Source organism: Actinomyces sp. Z16 (assembly GCF_003111765.1).
Classification (GTDB): domain Bacteria; phylum Actinomycetota; class Actinomycetes; order Actinomycetales; family Actinomycetaceae; genus Actinomyces; species Actinomyces glycerinitolerans.
In genome coordinates this window covers 3,577,033-3,593,070 of sequence record NZ_CP027862.1, presented here as the reverse complement: position 1 = coordinate 3,593,070, position 16,038 = coordinate 3,577,033, and the positions used below count along the sequence as shown (strand labels likewise).

Genomic DNA, 16,038 nt, shown 5'->3' with positions numbered 1-16,038 from the left:
GGGCATCACTTGTTGCCGATGGCCTTGTCGGCGGCGTCGCGAGCGGAGTCGACCTGGGAGTCGAACTTCCCGCCGGTGACCTTCTTGGCGGCCTGAGCGGCCTTGTCCAGGACCTTGTCGGAGACCTCCTCGACCTTGTCAGAGCTGACGACGCCCTCGGCCTTCTTCTTCACGTCATCGAGTCCCATAAGCGCATCCTTTCGTCGACCAACGGGAAGCCGAGCGGCATCCCACCCGTGCAGTATGACACTTGCGGGTCAGAGGGAGGCGAGCATGGCGTCGGAGATCTCCTTGAGCTGCTCCTCGGAATCGGAGACGATCACCGACGCGTAGTAGGCGTCATCGCCGTCCGCTACGGCGAGGGCGGACAGGTAATAGTGCGTACCGACCTCGGAGGCGCTTAGGGTGATGGTGGCGGCATCGGCGCCGCTGCCGGAGGTCGTCTGCTCGTAGCCGGTGACATCGGCTTCGTTGGAGTCCGCCAGTGACCGCATCTGGTCCTCGGACGGCAACGCGCCCTCCCCATCGATCCGGCCCAGGACGAGGTACGGCGCGACGTCGGAGTCGGAGGCGGTGTCGACGCTGGTAAGCGGCGTGTCCTCCAGATCGGCGATGACCTCGTCCTCGGAGTCATTGAGTGCTTGCGCTATGCGTCCCACCAGCTCGGTGTCGGAGGCGTTGGCGGAGGTGAGGGTGTCCCAGTCGGAGGGGACGGCCACGGAGATGTCGTAGTCCGGCACTTCAACCAGGGTGAAGCCGTCCGGGACGGCGTTGTCATCGGTGTCGGCCGTGGTGTCGGCGCCGGCATCCGCGGTGGCGGTGACCTCCTGGTCGGAGGCGGCGCTCGCGGAGTCGGCGGCGTCGTCGGAGTTGGAGGAGCAGGCGGACATGGACGCGGTCAGGGCGACGGCGGCCAGTCCGGTGGTGGCCAGGGTGACCGGGCGGGGTAGACGGATGGAACGGGTCATGGGTGATTCCTTTTCATGATCGGATATAGGCGGATGATTCGGTTATCGAGTGCGTGGTGGGCGGTGCTCGACGGCTAGAACAGCGGGACCGCGTCCTCTACCAGTTCCTGCGCCCGCTCGGCGGAGACATCAGTGGAGGCCGTCACGGTGACCGTGCCGTTCTCCTCCGGAGTGAGCACGTAGACGTTGGAAACGTACTGCGGGGTTCCACCCTGGTCGACGGTGTAGCTCATGGTGGTGCGCAACCCGAAGTATGACCCGATGGTGGAGGTTTGCAGGTCGGTGTATTCGATGCCGCTTTCCTCCAGCTCCTGAATGACCTCCGGCTCCATCGGCAACTCGGCGCTGTCATAGTTGACCTGGCCGGTGATCTCCGCGGTTTCGCCGGAGTCCACGGGGCCGGCGCAGATGACCTGGTAGGTCTCGAGTTTCTGTCGCACCGTGTCAGCATCCTGGCCCGTGGCCTGGACGTAGGCGTTCACGAGCTCGTCGTCGTCGGCGTCGTCGCTGGTGAGGGACGCCCAGTTGGACGGGATCATGATCGCGTAGCTGCCATCGGGGAACTCGACCATGGTGTACGCGCTGGTGGGAGTCGGGCTCGGCTCCGGGCTGGGCGGTAGCGTCTCCTGCGTGGTTGCCGTGCTGGCGCTCTGCGCATTGTCGGAGCCGGAGCAGGCGGTGAGTGAGGCCGCCAGCACGGCGGTGAATGCGGTGGTCAGGGCGGTTCTTCGGGACAGGCGAGTCATAGGGGTCCTTAATACGCTTCAATACGCTTCGGGTCAGATGGAGCCGAGGATCGCGTCAACCAGTTCCTGGGCGCGCTCGGCGGAGTCGGTGCTGGTGACGGTGAAAACGATGATCCCGGAGCCATCGGGGTTGAGTGCGTTGACCATGCTCGTGTACTGCGGCTCGACCACCTCCAGGGAGTAGGACATGAGCCTGGCCTCGGCGCCGCTGCCCGTAGTCGCGGTGCTAACGCTGAGGTCATCGGGCGTGAGACCGTATTCCTCCATGTCCGCGGAGATCTCCTCCTCCGAGCGCAACTCGGTCGTGCGGCTGTCGGTCTGGACGTCGAGCTCTTCGGTTGCGTCGGAGTCCGCGCCGCTGGCGGCAAATACGCTGTACGCCTCGAGCTTCAGCCGCACGGTGTCTTCATCCAGACCCGTGGACTGAATGAAGGCATTGATGCGCTCGTCGTCGTCGGCGTCGTCGCTGGTGAGCACGTTCCAGTCGGAGGGAACCGCGAAGGCGACGGTGGTGTCCGGGATCTCCACGGCGGTGTACCCGTCGGGGACGGTAGCGGTCGAGTCCGAACCGCCGTCCGCATCCGCCGCGGCCGTGGTCTCGCCGGCCTCCTGGCTGGCGGCGCCGGTGTTCTGCGTGTCCTCGGAGTCGGAGCAGGCGGCGAGCGAGGCCGCCAACACGCCGGCGAATGCGGTGGTCAGAGCGGTTCTACGGGACAGGCGAGTCATGGGAGTCCTTCGCGGTTGATTGCGGCGGGTATTGCCTTGACCAGCGGCGGCGAGCCGTTGGGGTGGGAACGCCGGCTGCGTTCCCACCCCAACGGTAACGAATTAGTCGTCAATGTGTTACGGATCAGATGGAGCCGAGGATCACGTCGGCCAGCTCCTGGGTCCGCTCGGCAGAGGCGGTGCCCATCGTGATGAGAGCGGTCTGGCCGTCCTGGGTGGGGATCGCCAGATAGGCCCCTTCGATCGGCTCGGTCGCGTAATCCACGTTCATCGTGAAGGTGTGCATGGCGGCGTCCTCGCCACTCGCGGTCTTCGGCTCGCTGAAGGTGCCGGGAGTGAGGCTGCTTACGCCCGGCAGCTGCTCGCTACCGGTGAGCATGTCGTTGAAATCGGCCTCACCGGGCATGACAGATGTTGCGACCACCTGAATGTTGTAGTTCTCGGCGAATGTCGAGGTGCCGCTGGTATCGGCGGCGTACAGCCCGATGCTCGCCATCATGGCCGTGATCTGGTCTGTGGTGTAGCCGAGCGCCGAGGCGACTGCCTCAACCCGCTCGCTGTCGGCCAGGTCGTCGCCGGTGATCGCCTCCCAACCGTCGGGGACCGGAACGGACAGCTCGGCGTCGGGCACCTCGGTGAGGGTGTAGCCGTCGGGCACGGTCGGCTCGGCGGCTGCTTCGGTCTCGTCGGCGTCGTCAGAGCCGGTGTCCGTGTCGGCCGTGGTGGTGACCTGCTGGTCGGAGCCCTGGTCGGCTGCGTCGTCGGAGTTGGAGGAGCAGGCGGACATGGACGCGGTCAGGGCGACGGCGGTCACGCTGGTTGCTACGAGGGTGGTCAGACGGGACGGGCGGGACATGGGAGATTCCAATCTTTGTGTCGGACTGTGCGTGCTGAACACGCTATGGAGGCGCCCCAGGTGACGAAATGGGTAGAACTCCCCCGGGGAGAACTACCCACCTGCGCAAGTAGTGACTCGGGACTCATGCGACGAGCATCCCTGCGCAAAGTTGAGTGGAATAGACTCAAGGCTGCATCGGTTGAGGCGTGCAGAACTCCGGACCGCCTGTGTCCGGGCATCCACGTCAAGGAGGTCCATATGGACACTAACTTCACCACTCGCTCGCAGGAGGCGATCTCCGGAGCCATGCAGGCGGCCGCCGCCGCGGGCAACCCGCAGGTCGACACCGCCCACCTGCTCTCCGAACTGCTGACCCAGACCGACGGCGTAGCCGCGGGCCTGCTCGCCGCCGTCGTCCCCGACGCCGCGGCCCGCCAGGCCGTAGGCGCGGCCACCCGCCGCGTCCTGACGTCGCTGCCGGCAAGCTCCGGCTCCTCCGTCGCCCAGCCGCAGCCCTCGCGCGCCTTCCTGGCCGCGCTGGAGGCCGCCGGGAACGAGGCCAAGCAGCTTGCAGACGAGTACGTCTCCACCGAGCACCTGCTCATCGGCCTGGCCGCCGGCAACCCGTCGGCCGACCCCGTCGCCAAACTGCTGGCCGACGCCGGTGCCACCGCCCCGAAGCTGCGCGAGGCCCTGCCGCAGGTGCGCGGTTCCGCCCACGTCACCTCCCCGAACCCCGAGGGCACCTACAAGTCCCTGGAGAAGTACGGCACCGACCTGACGGAGGCGGCTCGCGAGGGCAAGCTCGACCCGGTGATCGGCCGCGACGCCGAGATCCGCCGGGTGGTGCAGGTACTGTCCCGCCGCACGAAGAACAACCCCGTGCTGATTGGTGAGCCCGGCGTCGGCAAGACCGCCGTCGTCGAGGGGCTCGCCCAGCGCATCGTCGCCGGCGACGTCCCCGACTCCCTGCGCGGCAAGCGGCTCGTGGCCCTGGACCTGTCCGGCATGGTCGCGGGCGCCAAGTACCGCGGCGAATTCGAGGAGCGGCTGAAGGCCGTGCTGAAGGAGATCAAGGACTCCGACGGCGAGATCATCACCTTCATCGACGAGCTGCACACCGTCGTCGGTGCGGGCGCCGGCTCGGAGGGAGCCATGGACGCCGGCAACATGCTCAAGCCCATGCTGGCCCGCGGCGAGCTGCGCCTGGTCGGCGCCACCACGCTGGACGAGTACCGCGAGCACGTGGAGAAGGACCCCGCCCTGGAGCGCCGCTTCCAGCAGGTGTACGTGGGGGAGCCCTCCGTGGATGACACGGTCGCTATCCTGCGCGGCATCGCCCCCAAGTACGAGGCCCACCACCAGGTCACCATTTCCGACGGCGCGCTCGTGGCCGCCGCCACCCTGTCCGACCGCTACATCTCCGGCCGGCAGCTGCCCGACAAGGCCATCGACCTGATCGACGAGGCCGCCTCCCGTCTGCGTATGGAGCTGGACTCCTCGCCGGTGGAGATCGACGAGCTGCGCCGCCGCGTGGATCGCATGCGCATGGAGGAGTCCTACCTGGCCGACTCGCTGGAGGAGGGGAGCGACCGCGCCGACCCCGCCGCCGTGGACCGGCTGGAGCGGCTGCGCGCCGAACTGGCCGACGCCTCGGAGAAACTGACTGCGCTCAATGCCCGCTGGGAGGCCGAGAAGGCCGGCCACAACAAGGTTGGTGAGCTGCGCGCGCAGCTGGACGAACTGCGCACCAAGGCGGACCTGGCCGAGCGCGAGGGCCGCTTCGAGGAGGCCGGCCGCCTGCGCTACGGCGAGATGCCCGCCCTGGAGAAGCAGATCCGTGACGCCGAGGCCACCGACACCACCGTCGTCGGCCCGGACGGGGTCGAGCGCGAGGGGGCCGCCCCGGAGCCGATGATTGCGGAGAAGGTCGGCCCCACCGAGATCGCCGAGGTCATCTCCGCCTGGACCGGCATCCCCGTCGGCAAGCTCATGCAGGGCGAGCAGGCCAAACTGCTGCACATGGAGGACGCCATCGGCAAGCGGCTGATCGGCCAGAAGGCCGCGGTGACCGCCGTGTCCGACGCCGTACGCCGTTCCCGTGCGGGCGTGTCCGACCCCGACCGGCCCACCGGCTCCTTCCTGTTCCTCGGCCCCACCGGTGTGGGTAAGACCGAGCTGGCCAAGGCCCTGGCGGACTTCCTGTTCGACGACGAGCGCGCCATCGTGCGCATCGACATGTCCGAGTACTCCGAGAAGCACTCGGTGGCCCGACTGGTCGGCGCCCCCCGGGGTACGTCGGCTACGAGGAGGGCGGCCAGCTCACCGAGGCCGTGCGGCGCCGCCCCTACTCGGTGGTGCTGCTGGACGAGGTGGAGAAGGCCCACCCCGAGGTCTTCGACATCCTGCTGCAGGTGCTCGACGACGGCCGCCTCACCGACGGCCAGGGCCGCACCGTCGACTTCCGCAACACCATCCTCGTGCTCACCTCGAACCTGGGCAGCCAGTTCCTCATCGACCCGCTGCTGTCCCCGGATGAGAAGCGCGAGTCGGTGATGACCGCGGTGCGCGGCGCCTTCAAGCCGGAGTTCCTCAACCGGCTGGACGACACGCTGATCTTCGACGCACTCACCAAGGAGGAGCTCGGCCGGATCGTCGACATCCAACTGGCCCGCATGGCCGAGCGGCTGCAGGGTCGACGACTCACGCTGACGGTGACCGACGCTGCTCGCGAGTGGCTCGCCGACGAGGGCTACGACCCCTCCTTCGGCGCTCGGCCGCTGCGCCGGCTGGTGCAGCGCGAGATCGGCGATCGGCTGGCCAAGATGCTGCTGGCCGGGGAGGTGCTCGACGGCCAGGAAGTCGTCGTCGACGTCAGCCCCGAGGGCATGCTGGCCGGCCTGGCGCTGACCGCCCGCGGGGACGCCTGGGCGCCGTCGGCGGCGACGCCGGTGGCCTGATCCGACCGGATCCAGGAGCGTCGGCCCCGGGTGCTGCAACACGGCACCCGGGGCCGACGCGCACCAGTGCGAGAATGAGGGTATGTCTTCTACCCCGGCCCACCCACATGCCGCCTCGCTCGCGACCACTTCTACCGCTTCGGGTGGGCGTTGGCGCGGCCCTGGCCGCCCGCCGGCCGGCAGCGAGGACAAGCGCGAACGCATCCTCAATGAGGCCGTCGCCCTGTTCGGCGCCCATGGCTACGCGGGCACCTCACTCGCGGATATCGCTGCTGCCGCCGAGATCTCCAAGGCCGGTCTACTGCACCACTTCTCCTCCAAGGAGGCGTTGTTCGCCCAGGTGCTCGAGCGCCGCGACCGCGAGGACCGTGCGAGCCTGCTGGGGGACGAGCAGTTTAAGGACGACCCCTGGCGCCTGCTCGACGCCTTCGCGACCCTGGTGGAGCACAACACCCGCCACCGCGAACTGGTGGCGATCTATACGGCGACGACGCCGGCGGTTCTGGCTGCCGACCATCCGGCGCATGCCTGGCTGGCCCAACACCTGGCAGAGTCCATCGCGCAGATTGAGACAAGCCTGGAGCGGGGCAAGGCCGCCGGCACGGTGCGTCCCGAGGCGCCCTCGCGGCTGATCGCGCGTTCGGTGGTGGCCCTCAGTGATGGGTTGCAGATCCAGTGGCTGTGTGCGACCACGCCCGGCACGGCGGCGGAGGTGAACGTCGGCACCGGGATGGTCGAAGAGATGCGCCTGTACGTGGACGACCTCAAGCGGCGCTGGCGGATCGGCTGAGTTATTCCGAGTTCTGCCGCGGCGGGGGCGGCTCTTCTGTGGCGCGGGTTGGGCCTCGGGGGCTGGGGTGCTGTACGGCTGGGCCTCGTCTCGTACACGAGTTTCCCGCAAAGACACGAGTTTTGGAGGTTTGCGGGTGCGGGGCACGTGCAAAGCTCTAAAACTCGTGTTCCTGACGCGAACGCGTGTGTTCGGCGTCGGCGCACCTAGCGAACTGTCACCACACCTGACGAGTCGTCGACGCGCAGGCCACCACGTGCGTGGGTCCCGCGGGAAACGCCGCCGCAGGGTGGGACACCACTCCCACACCCGAGGAAGGCCACCGGAACCCGTAAGGGCTGCGCCGGACGAACCAACTAAGGCCCCCACGACGCGCCCGAACCACACGCATTCGCGCCGATAAACCGCAAGTTCAGCCGGGTGGACCCGGTCGGCGGCGATTGGGGCTCCTTCGGTCTGAGGATGTGGCAGCGAGCGCGGGACAGGGCGCGGCCATACGCCCGGGGTCCTAACTACTGACCCGCCTCGTGTTTTGCACGACCTCGGGCCGCGTTCCACGACCTTGGTGCCTGTTGCACGACCACCCCGGGGTCGTGGAATGTGCACCAGGGTCGTGCAGTGTCGCCCAGGGTCGTGCAAAGCCACCCCGGCCCCCGACGCCGGACACCACCACCCACACAAAGGCCAGGCCTCCCCGCGACACGCCGGTCTACAGCACCACGTTCGCGCCGATGACCACGTCAGGGCAAAAAGAGGCCCCGCGCCATTGGCGCGGGGCCCCGGTCGGACTTTGGGGGCGCGGTCCCTGAAACGCGTCAACCCCAAACGCACCGGCACGTCATCAGAGTCCCTGAACCTCCTCGATGCCGCGAGCGTTCCGACATGGGTAATCATAGGCCGTCCCGCGTGGTTAATCCATCCAGGAAAGCCCAGAATTCCGCGGGAGTCTGGTAACGGATGGGTTGCGGTTACGCGGGATGCCCCAGATTCGCGAATCAGTGGCGGAGCCGCGAAGCCCTCAGGGTGACCCCTGCGACGACCAGCGCCGCCGCCACGACCAGGAGAAGCGGCGTGGTGGCACCGGTGTGTGCCAGCGGTCCGTTAGATCCGCTGGGCGCAGTCGCTGCGGCGGTCGGCGTCGCGGCCGGCCTCGACGGTCCGGTCGACGGGGCCGTCGAGGGCGCAGACGAGGGCGCGGTTGTGGGCTCCGCCGAGGGGCTCGCCGACGGCGAGGGCAGCGGGGTGATGGAGGGGTTGCGGTAGTCCGACAACTGGTTGATGCGCAGCTGCACCGCCGTGGCCGCACCCCCGTCGGCGAACAGGGACACTCCCGTCGCCGTCTCCTCCGGGTAGACCGCATCGGTGATGGTTGTTGCGCCGTCGGCGGCGAACACCTCAACCGACGAGGCGTCCACCAGTACCCGCAGCCGCACCAGGCCATCCGCGTCGGGAGTGACCTCCGCGCGCTCCACGCTCGGGAAGGCCGCCGAGAAGTCGGTGGCACCGGAGTTGGTGCGGTCCAGGTAGACCTCACCCGCCTCGGCGTCATAGCCGACGACGGTGCCCTGCCCGTCGGCGGCATGCACGACGATCCCGCTGTCGGTGGCCGAGCCCGGGTCCAGGGCGAGGGAGATGTCGAGGGCCGTGCCCGCGGCCGGATCATCGAGGGTGCTGGTGCCCTCGGGGATCTCGGTTCCGTCCAGCACCACAGCGTCACCGGTGTACAGCGACTCGATCCCGGCCACGGGTGCGGCGGTCAGTCGCGGCTCGCCGTTCAGCGTGCGCAGCTCCAGCTGACGGGGCGTGGTCATGGCGGTGCGCCAGGAGGTGGTGGGTACCGCGTTCACGTAGTCCCAGTTGGACATCCAGGCCACCGTGTACCGCTCGCCGTCGGGTACGCCGTTCCAGGTGACGGCCGCGTAGTAGTCGCGCCCGTAGTCCAGGTACGGCATCACTTCCGCCTGGCTGAACCCGGGCGTGGCAGACTGGACGATGGTGTCGACCATGAAGTGGCCCCACTCGGAGGTCTGGTTGTTGTCCTCGAGCACCAACCGGGCCTCCCGTCCCCGCCACTGGCGCAGATCGAGGCTCGCCCAGTCCAGGCCGCCCGACTGGCGGCCGGTCGCGGAGGCGACCACCTGGCCGTCGACCACCACGTTGGCAGAGGTGTTGTTGGGAATGGCGGTGGCGGCGCGGTCCGACAACCGCACCTCGTCGAGGAGGATGTGTCCCCAGCCGGAGGTGTTCTCGTCGACGACGCGCAGCGTGACGGTGGTCCCGCGCAGGTCGCTCACGTCCCAGCTCTGCCAGTTGAGCTCCTCCAGGTTGCGGCCGGTGGCGGTGCGCACTACCTTGCCGTCGGCCAGCAGCTGGACGACGGTGGCGCCGCCGCCATCCGCCTCCGGGTGGTTGCCGCCGCCGATGAGCAGGTTCAGGTAGTCGGCGTCGATGGTGAACTCCGGAGAGGTGGCCGTGCCGGTGGACGCGTCGGTGCCCTGACCGGTGTCGGCGTCATAGAAGGAGTTCAGCACACCGGCACTGCTCATGTTGATCAGGTCCTGCTGCCCGGGCGCGGCACCCGTCAGCGGAGCCTCCCGAAGGCGTTCCCGGTGACGGTCCAGCCCTCCCAGGTGCCGTCGTCGAAGCCGGCCAGCAGGGTGCCGTCGCCGTCGTCGCCGGTGGCGGCGGCGTCATAGGGGTGGTTGCCGCCGCCGATGAGCAGGTTCAGGTAGTCCTGTTCAATGGTGAAGGGGGCGGAGGTGAGCGAGCCGGTGTCGGCGTCCCCCGTGCCCCAGGAGTCCGCGTAGTAGGAGCCCGCGTGCCCGGTGACGTCCCCGGATGCCGGGGCGTCGCCGAAGGCGGTGCCGGAGGTGGTCCAGTCGCCGTAGGCGCCGGACTCCCAGTCCTCCACCACGGTGCCCTCGGCGCCGGTGTAGACGGGGATGTCGTCGGCGGTGAAGGTGGTGCCGTCCCAGTCGCCGGTGAAGTAGCGGCCCCTGCCGGCCACGCTCAGCGACAGCACCCACTTGACGTTGTTCGGGTCGCCGTCCAGCGCCATGGGGAACAGGTCGGGGCACTCCCATACGGCGCTCGTGTCACCCATGGGGCCGAAGGTGGACTGCCGCGTCCAGTCGATCAGGTTGTCGGAGGAGTAGAAGGCCACCTGGTGGTCGGCGGAAAGGGCCACCACCATGGTCCAGTGGCCGGCGGCCTCATCCCAGAAGACCTTGGGGTCGCGGAACTCGGTGGAGCCGATGTCCAGCACCGGGTCGCCGCCCTTGTAGGTGGTCCAGGTGCGGCCCTTATCCGTGGAGTAGGCCAGGGACTGGGACTGGTTGCCGTTGTGGTTGTCGGCGCGCGTCCACACCGCCACCAGGGGTGGGGCGTCGGCGGTGCCCAGGCCGGAGGTGTTGTTGACGTCGTAGACGGCCGAGCCGGAGAACACTCCGTAGTCCGCGGTGTAGGGGATGGCGACGCCGAGCTCCTCCCAGTGCACCAGGTCGGTGGAGACCGCGTGCCCCCAGGACATGTTGCCCCACTCGCTGCCCTCCGGGTTGTACTGGTAGAACATGTGGTACTCGCCGTCCACATACACAAGGCCGTTGGGGTCGTTCATCCAGTTGTTCTGGGGCGAGTAGTGGGCCAGCGGCCGCCAGGGGTCGGCGGCCGTGGTATCCGCGGGGTCGGCGGCGGCCGGGGCTGCGGGCAGGGGCGCGGCAGCGCCGACGGCGGCCAGGGCGAGTGCCGTCGTGACGGCCAGGGGCCGGAGCAGGCGTGGTAATCGCGAAGCGACGTGCATGTGCATCTCCTTCGATGCGATTCAGGGGTAAGGGTCAAGGCGTCCGGGGCCGCGTGTTCCCGGGACGCATGAAGACACTACGGTGAAGAAAACGATTTGACAAGAGTCGTTGTCGGGTTTGCTGTGCCAGGATCGGCCCATGAGCAACCCGGAGCGCACCGACATCGCCTTCCACTCCGCCTACGACCAGGGCTTCGCGCGCGTCGCCGCGGTCACCCTGCCGGTGTCCATGGGCGACCCCGCCGCCAATGCCGCCGCCGTTGTGGAGCAGGCCCGCGCCCTGGCCGCCGACGGCGTGGTACTGGCCGCCTTCCCCGAGCTGACTCTGACCGGCTACTCCGTCGACGACCTGCTCCTGGACGACCTGCTGGCCGCCAACGTGCTGGCCGCACTCGAAACCATCCGCGTCGCCAGCGCCGACCTGCTGCCGGCACTCGTCGTCGGCGCCCCCCTGCGCGTGGGCGACCGGCTGCTCAACTGCGCCGTCGTCATCCAGGGCGGGGCGGTGCGCGGCGTCGCCCCCAAGTCGTACCTGCCCACCTACCGCGAGTTCTACGAGTCCCGGCACTTCGCCGCCGGAGCCGGCGACCTGCCCGCCACCGTCCCCCTGCCCGGCGTCGGCCCCGACGCCGACGGCGTGAGCGTGCCGCTAGGGCCGGACCTGCTCTTCGCCGTCGAGGACGTGCCCGGGCTGGTCTTCCACGTGGAGATCTGCGAGGACATGTGGGTGCCGGTCCCGCCGTCCTCCATCGCGGCCCTGGCCGGCGCCACCGTGCTGGTCAACCTCTCCGGCTCCCCGGTCACCGTCGGCCGCGCCGAGCAGCGCCGACTGATGGCCCGCGCCTCCAGCGCCCGCGATCTGGCCGCCTACGTATATGCGGCCGCCGGGCAGGGCGAGTCCTCCACCGACCTGGCCTGGGACGGGCAGACCTTCATCTACGAGAACGGCACCCTGCTGGGCAAGACCGAGCGCTTCCCCGACTCCCCCCGCGCCACCGTCGTCGACGTCGACCTCGAGGGCCTGCGCGCCGAGCGCCTGCGCCAGGGCACCTTCGACGACAACCGCCGCACCTTCGCCCGCGGCACCGCCGCCCCCACCAATCCCGACGCCTTCCGCACCGTACGCATCCCGCGGGACGCCCTGGCCGCGCCCCGCACCGACATCGGACTGCGCCGGGAGGTGTCCCGCTTCCCCTTCGTCCCCAACGATCCCGACCGCCTCGCCCAGGACTGCTACGAGGCCTACAACATTCAGGTGTCCGCCCTGGAGCAGCGGCTGCGCGCCATCGGCAACCCCAAGCTCATCATCGGCGTCTCCGGTGGCCTGGACTCCACCCACGCGTTGATCGTCGCCGCCCGTGCCATGGACCGCCTCGGTCGCCCGCGCACGGACATCCACGCCATCACCATGCCCGGCTTCGCCACCTCCGCCGCCACCAAGCACAACGCCCTCGCCCTGGCCACCGCGCTCGGCTGCCATGTGGAGGAGCTGGACATCCGGCCCGTCGCCGAGCAGATGCTCACCGCCATGGACCACCCCTACGGGCGCGGTGAGCGCGGCCGCGAGGTCTACGACGTCACCTTCGAGAACGTGCAGGCCGGGCTGCGCACCGACTTCCTGTTCCGCATCGCCGGCGCCCGCGGCGGCATCGTGCTGGGCACCGGCGACCTGTCCGAACTGGCCCTGGGCTGGTGCACCTTCGGGGTGGGCGACCAGATGGCCCACTACGCCGTCAATGCGGGCGTACCCAAGACCCTGATTCAGCACCTGATCCGCTGGGTGGTGGCCGAGAAGCTCTTCTCCGAGCAGGCCTGCGAGGTGCTGTTGGCCGTGCTGAGCACCGAGATCAGCCCCGAGCTGGTTCCGGCCGACGACGGCGAGCCCATCCAGTCCACTCAGGCGCGGATCGGCCCCTACGCGCTGCAGGACTTCACACTGTGGCACGTGCTGCGGCGTGGCGAGCGCCCCTCCCGTATCGCCTTCCTGGCGGAGAAGGCCTGGGCCGACCCGAGCGTGGGGCAGTGGCCGGCCGGCCTGCCCGAGGAGGAGAAGGTCGCCTACACGCTCGCCGACATCCGCAAGTGGGAGCTGGTGTTCTTCCGGCGCTTCTTCTCCAGTCAGTTCAAGCGCTCGACGCTGCCCAACGGCCCCAAGGTGGTCGGCGGCGGCACGCTGTCCCCACGCGGCGACTGGCGCATGCCCTCCGACGCCGACGCCGGGCCGTGGCTCGCTGAAATTGAGCGCAACGTTCCCGAGATCTAAGACCACCCGCGTGCTACTGTGTGCTTCGTCATAATCTGTCGCCAGTCCAAACGATTTGGCATACGCTGACCGTGCTGGGGCATGGCGACGTGGTCATGACCCCATTGTTCGATCAGCACCGTTCCCCGACGGTGCGCCACTGGCAGGAGCCCGCCGTTGCAGTCATCAGTTGCAGTGATCGTCGCGGCCCACGGTCATTTGGCGGAGGGGTTGCTCAACTCCGCCGCCATGATCGCCGGCCCGCAGGACGACGTCGTCCCCATCAGCTTCGACCCCGGCGAAGGACCGGACGACCTCTTGGCGAAGTACGCCGACGCCGTCGAGTCCTCCGCCTCGGGGCAGTACCTCATCCTCGTGGATCTGCTCGGCGGCAGCCCCTACAACGCCGCCGCCCGCTTCGCCGCCGCCCGTGAGGACGCCGACGTCGTCACCGGGGTGAACCTGCCCATGCTCATCGAGGTCCTCGGCCGCCGCCTGGCCGGCGGCGACCTGACCGAGCTGGTCGAGGTCGCCAAGACCTCCGGCGCCGGCGGCGTCAAGGTCCTCTCCGAGATCTTCACCCCACCCACCACCACCGATTCCGACGACGACGAAGGAGACGAGCTCTGATGGACATCAAGCTCCTGCGCATCGATTCCCGCCTGGTCCACGGCCAGGTCGCCAACAACTGGGCCGGCTCCCTGGGCGCCGAGGCCATCCTCGCCGTCTCCGACGGCGCCGCCAACGACGAGCTGCGCAAGACGCTCATGCTCCAGACCGGCGGCGGCAAGGTCAAGGTCCATGTGCTGACCGTCGCCAAGGCCGCCCGCGTGTACAAGAACCCCAAGTACGAGAACCTCAAGGCCGTCATCGTCGTCGAGACCCCGGCAGACATCGTGCGCCTGCTCGACCTGGGCATCCAGGCCGATGAGGTCAACGTCGGCGGCATGACCTTCAAGCAGGGCACCAAGGCCCTGTCGCAGGCCGTCTACGTCTCCGACGAGGACGTCAAGAACTTCCAGGAGATCGACTCCCGCGGCATCAGCCAATACATCCAGCAGGTCCCCTCCTCCGGGCGCACCGGCCTGATGGAAACGCTGAAGTCCAAGGGCTTCATCAACTGACCCCCTCCCCTATCCGTCCCCACCAGGAAGCACTCTCATGCATGACATCGGTGCTGTCCAGATCATCCTCGTGACCCTCGTGGCCTTCCTCGCCGGTTGCGACTCCGTTCTGGACGAACGCATGTTCTATCGACCCATCATCGCCTGCACCCTGACCGGGCTCGCCATGGGCGATCCGACCACCGGCATCATGGTTGGCGGCAGCCTCGAGCTGCTCAGCCTCGGCTGGATGAACGTCGGCGCCGCCATGGCCCCCGACGCCGCACTGGCATCCACCATCTCCACCGTCATCGCCATCGCCGGCGGACAGACCCACGATGAGGCGATCGCCGTCGCCGTCCCGCTGGCCGTCGCCGGCCAGGCCCTGACCATCTTCGTACGTACCATCAACGTGTTCTTCGCCCACCAGGCCGACCGCTTCGCGGAGGACGGCAATATGCGGGGCATTCAGATCATGCACTTCATCGCGCTGTCCCTGCAGGGCCTGCGCGTGGCGATTCCCACCGCCGCGGTCGCGGTGGTCGCCTCCGGTGACTCCGTGGCGCGCGCCCTGGGGTTGATTCCCGAGGTCGTCACCGAGGGCCTGCAGATCGCCGGTGGCTTCATCGTCGTCGTCGGTTACGCCATGGTCATCAACATGATGCGGGCACGCAAACTCATGCCCTTCTTCTTCATCGGCTTCATCGTGGCGCAGTCCATGACCACCCTGGACACCGGTATCACCCTGGTCGCCCTGGGCATCATGGGCGTCTGCCTGGCCTTCATCTACGTCCAACTCAACCCCGACTTCCACGAGTCGGTTCAGCTGCCGCGTCCCGCCCCCGCAGCAGTGGGCGGCGGCTCCGGCGGCCTGGACGACGACTTGGACGACGAACTCGATGACGAGCTCGACTGACCGCGGCAAGGAACAGGGAAGGAAACACGACCATGTCCACAGAGTCCACTGAAATCGACGCCGCTCCCGACACCGGGCGCATGCTCACCGACCGCGACCTGCGGAGCATGTACTGGCGCTCCACATTCCTGCTCGGATCCTTCAACTTCGAGCGCATGCAGGCCATGGGCTTCTGCATCACCCTCATGCCGGCGATCCGGAGGTTCTACCCGTCCAACAAGACCGAACAGGCGGCCGCCCTCAAGCGCCACCTGGAGTTCTACAACACCCACCCCTGGATCTCCTCGGTGGTCTTCGGCGTCACCGCCGCCATGGAGGAGCAGCGTGCCAAGGGCGAGGAAATCGGTGATGACACCATCACCAACGTCAAGGTCGGCCTCATGGGCCCGCTCGCCGGCGTCGGCGACCCCATCTTCTGGGGGACCATCCGGCCCGTGCTTGGCGCTCTGGGTGCCTCCCTGGCCCTGACCGGCTCGAGCAGTGCGTGGCTCGGCCCGCTCATCTACTTCCTGGGCATCAATGTCATTCGCATCCTGGTGCGTTGGTACGGCCTGAAGTGGGGCTACGAGCGCGGCACCGCCATGGTCAGTGAGGTCGGCGGCGGCCAGCTCAAGCGCATCACGCAGATCGCCGCCATCACCGGTCTGTTCGTCATGGGTGCCCTGGTGGCCAAATGGACGACGATCAACTTCCCCGGGGTGATCTCCTCGGTGGAGGCGGACGACGGCACCGTCACCGAGACCACCCTGCAGAATATTCTCGACCAGCTGCTGCCGGGCGTGGCCGCGCTGGGGCTGACCTTCCTGTGCATGTGGCTGCTGAATAAGAAGATCAACGCCCTGTGGATCATTCTCGGCATGTTCGTCATCGGCATCCTCGGCGCCTGGACCGGCTGGCTCGGCCTATAGCCCCACCACCGAGGTCGGTCGTTGTTACCGTCGAGGTCGGTC

At 68.4% G+C, this 16,038-nt stretch carries 14 protein-coding genes and 1 pseudogene; 8 read left to right on the top strand and 7 right to left on the bottom strand.

Translation table 11 applies throughout. The annotated features are described in order from the left end of the window. Window positions 1–5 precede the first annotated feature (5 nt). The 5 genes from C3B71_RS14955 to C3B71_RS14935 all read right to left on the bottom strand — a co-directional run bounded on the left by C3B71_RS14955 (window position 6) and on the right by C3B71_RS14935 (window position 3,296). Entirely contained in the window at window positions 6–188 is a 183-nt protein-coding gene (locus C3B71_RS14955) for an Rv0909 family putative TA system antitoxin (protein WP_108969126.1), read from the bottom strand. A gap of 69 nt (window positions 189–257) precedes the next feature. After that, a complete protein-coding gene (locus tag C3B71_RS14950; protein WP_108969124.1) occupies window positions 258–968 on the bottom strand; it encodes a hypothetical protein in 711 nt (236 codons plus the stop codon). Window positions 969–1,042: 74 nt separating this feature from the next. After that, a complete protein-coding gene (locus tag C3B71_RS14945; RefSeq protein WP_108969122.1) occupies window positions 1,043–1,714 on the bottom strand; it encodes a hypothetical protein in 672 nt (223 codons plus the stop codon). Window positions 1,715–1,747: 33 nt separating this feature from the next. Further along, window positions 1,748–2,440, bottom strand: coding sequence for a hypothetical protein (locus C3B71_RS14940; RefSeq protein WP_108969119.1), 693 nt, complete (start codon window positions 2,438–2,440; stop codon window positions 1,748–1,750). A gap of 124 nt (window positions 2,441–2,564) precedes the next feature. Then, window positions 2,565–3,296, bottom strand: coding sequence for a hypothetical protein (locus C3B71_RS14935; RefSeq protein WP_108969117.1), 732 nt, complete (start codon window positions 3,294–3,296; stop codon window positions 2,565–2,567). A gap of 45 nt (window positions 3,297–3,341) precedes the next feature. Between C3B71_RS14935 and C3B71_RS14930 the strand changes: the two are divergent. The 3 genes and pseudogenes from C3B71_RS14930 to C3B71_RS14925 form a co-directional block, all read left to right on the top strand. Next, window positions 3,342–5,827: pseudogene (locus C3B71_RS14930) on the top strand (ATP-dependent Clp protease ATP-binding subunit); the annotation flags it as partial. 6 nt (window positions 5,828–5,833) lie between these two features. After that, entirely contained in the window at window positions 5,834–6,238 is a 405-nt protein-coding gene (locus C3B71_RS17030) for a hypothetical protein (RefSeq protein WP_442778378.1), read from the top strand. Between the two features lie 82 nt (window positions 6,239–6,320). Then, the gene (locus tag C3B71_RS14925) at window positions 6,321–7,028 is read left to right on the top strand and encodes a TetR/AcrR family transcriptional regulator (RefSeq protein ID WP_073333944.1); all 708 of its coding nucleotides are present in this window, start codon (window positions 6,321–6,323) and stop codon (window positions 7,026–7,028) included. 995 nt (window positions 7,029–8,023) lie between these two features. Here C3B71_RS14925 and C3B71_RS14920 read toward each other — a convergent pair. Both C3B71_RS14920 and C3B71_RS14915 read right to left on the bottom strand, forming a co-directional pair. Continuing rightward, complete coding sequence (locus C3B71_RS14920) at window positions 8,024–9,574, bottom strand: glycoside hydrolase family 32 protein (protein ID WP_108969115.1); 1,551 nt, start codon at window positions 9,572–9,574, stop codon at window positions 8,024–8,026. Window positions 9,575–9,609: 35 nt separating this feature from the next. Further along, window positions 9,610–10,827 (bottom strand): glycoside hydrolase family 32 protein, encoded by a 1,218-nt coding sequence (locus tag C3B71_RS14915; RefSeq protein WP_159097718.1) that lies wholly within the window; start codon window positions 10,825–10,827, stop codon window positions 9,610–9,612. Between the two features lie 139 nt (window positions 10,828–10,966). Here C3B71_RS14915 and C3B71_RS14910 point away from each other — a divergent pair, with 139 nt between their 5' ends. The 5 genes from C3B71_RS14910 (at window position 10,967) to C3B71_RS14890 (ending at window position 15,996) form a co-directional block, all read left to right on the top strand. Next, a complete protein-coding gene (locus tag C3B71_RS14910) occupies window positions 10,967–13,090 on the top strand; it encodes an NAD(+) synthase (protein ID WP_108969111.1) in 2,124 nt (707 codons plus the stop codon). Between the two features lie 156 nt (window positions 13,091–13,246). Then, entirely contained in the window at window positions 13,247–13,699 is a 453-nt protein-coding gene (locus C3B71_RS14905; RefSeq protein WP_073333948.1) for a PTS sugar transporter subunit IIA, read from the top strand. Beyond that, window positions 13,699–14,193 carry a PTS system mannose/fructose/N-acetylgalactosamine-transporter subunit IIB gene (locus C3B71_RS14900; protein WP_073333951.1) on the top strand — a complete coding sequence of 165 codons (495 nt, stop codon included), beginning with the start codon at window positions 13,699–13,701 and terminating at the stop codon, window positions 14,191–14,193. The genes C3B71_RS14905 and C3B71_RS14900 overlap by 1 nt, the downstream gene beginning before the upstream one ends. A gap of 37 nt (window positions 14,194–14,230) precedes the next feature. Continuing rightward, complete coding sequence (locus tag C3B71_RS14895; RefSeq protein WP_073333953.1) at window positions 14,231–15,088, top strand: PTS mannose/fructose/sorbose transporter subunit IIC; 858 nt, start codon at window positions 14,231–14,233, stop codon at window positions 15,086–15,088. A gap of 32 nt (window positions 15,089–15,120) precedes the next feature. After that, the gene (locus C3B71_RS14890; RefSeq protein WP_073333956.1) at window positions 15,121–15,996 is read left to right on the top strand and encodes a PTS system mannose/fructose/sorbose family transporter subunit IID; all 876 of its coding nucleotides are present in this window, start codon (window positions 15,121–15,123) and stop codon (window positions 15,994–15,996) included. The last annotated feature ends 42 nt before the right edge of the window (window positions 15,997–16,038 follow it).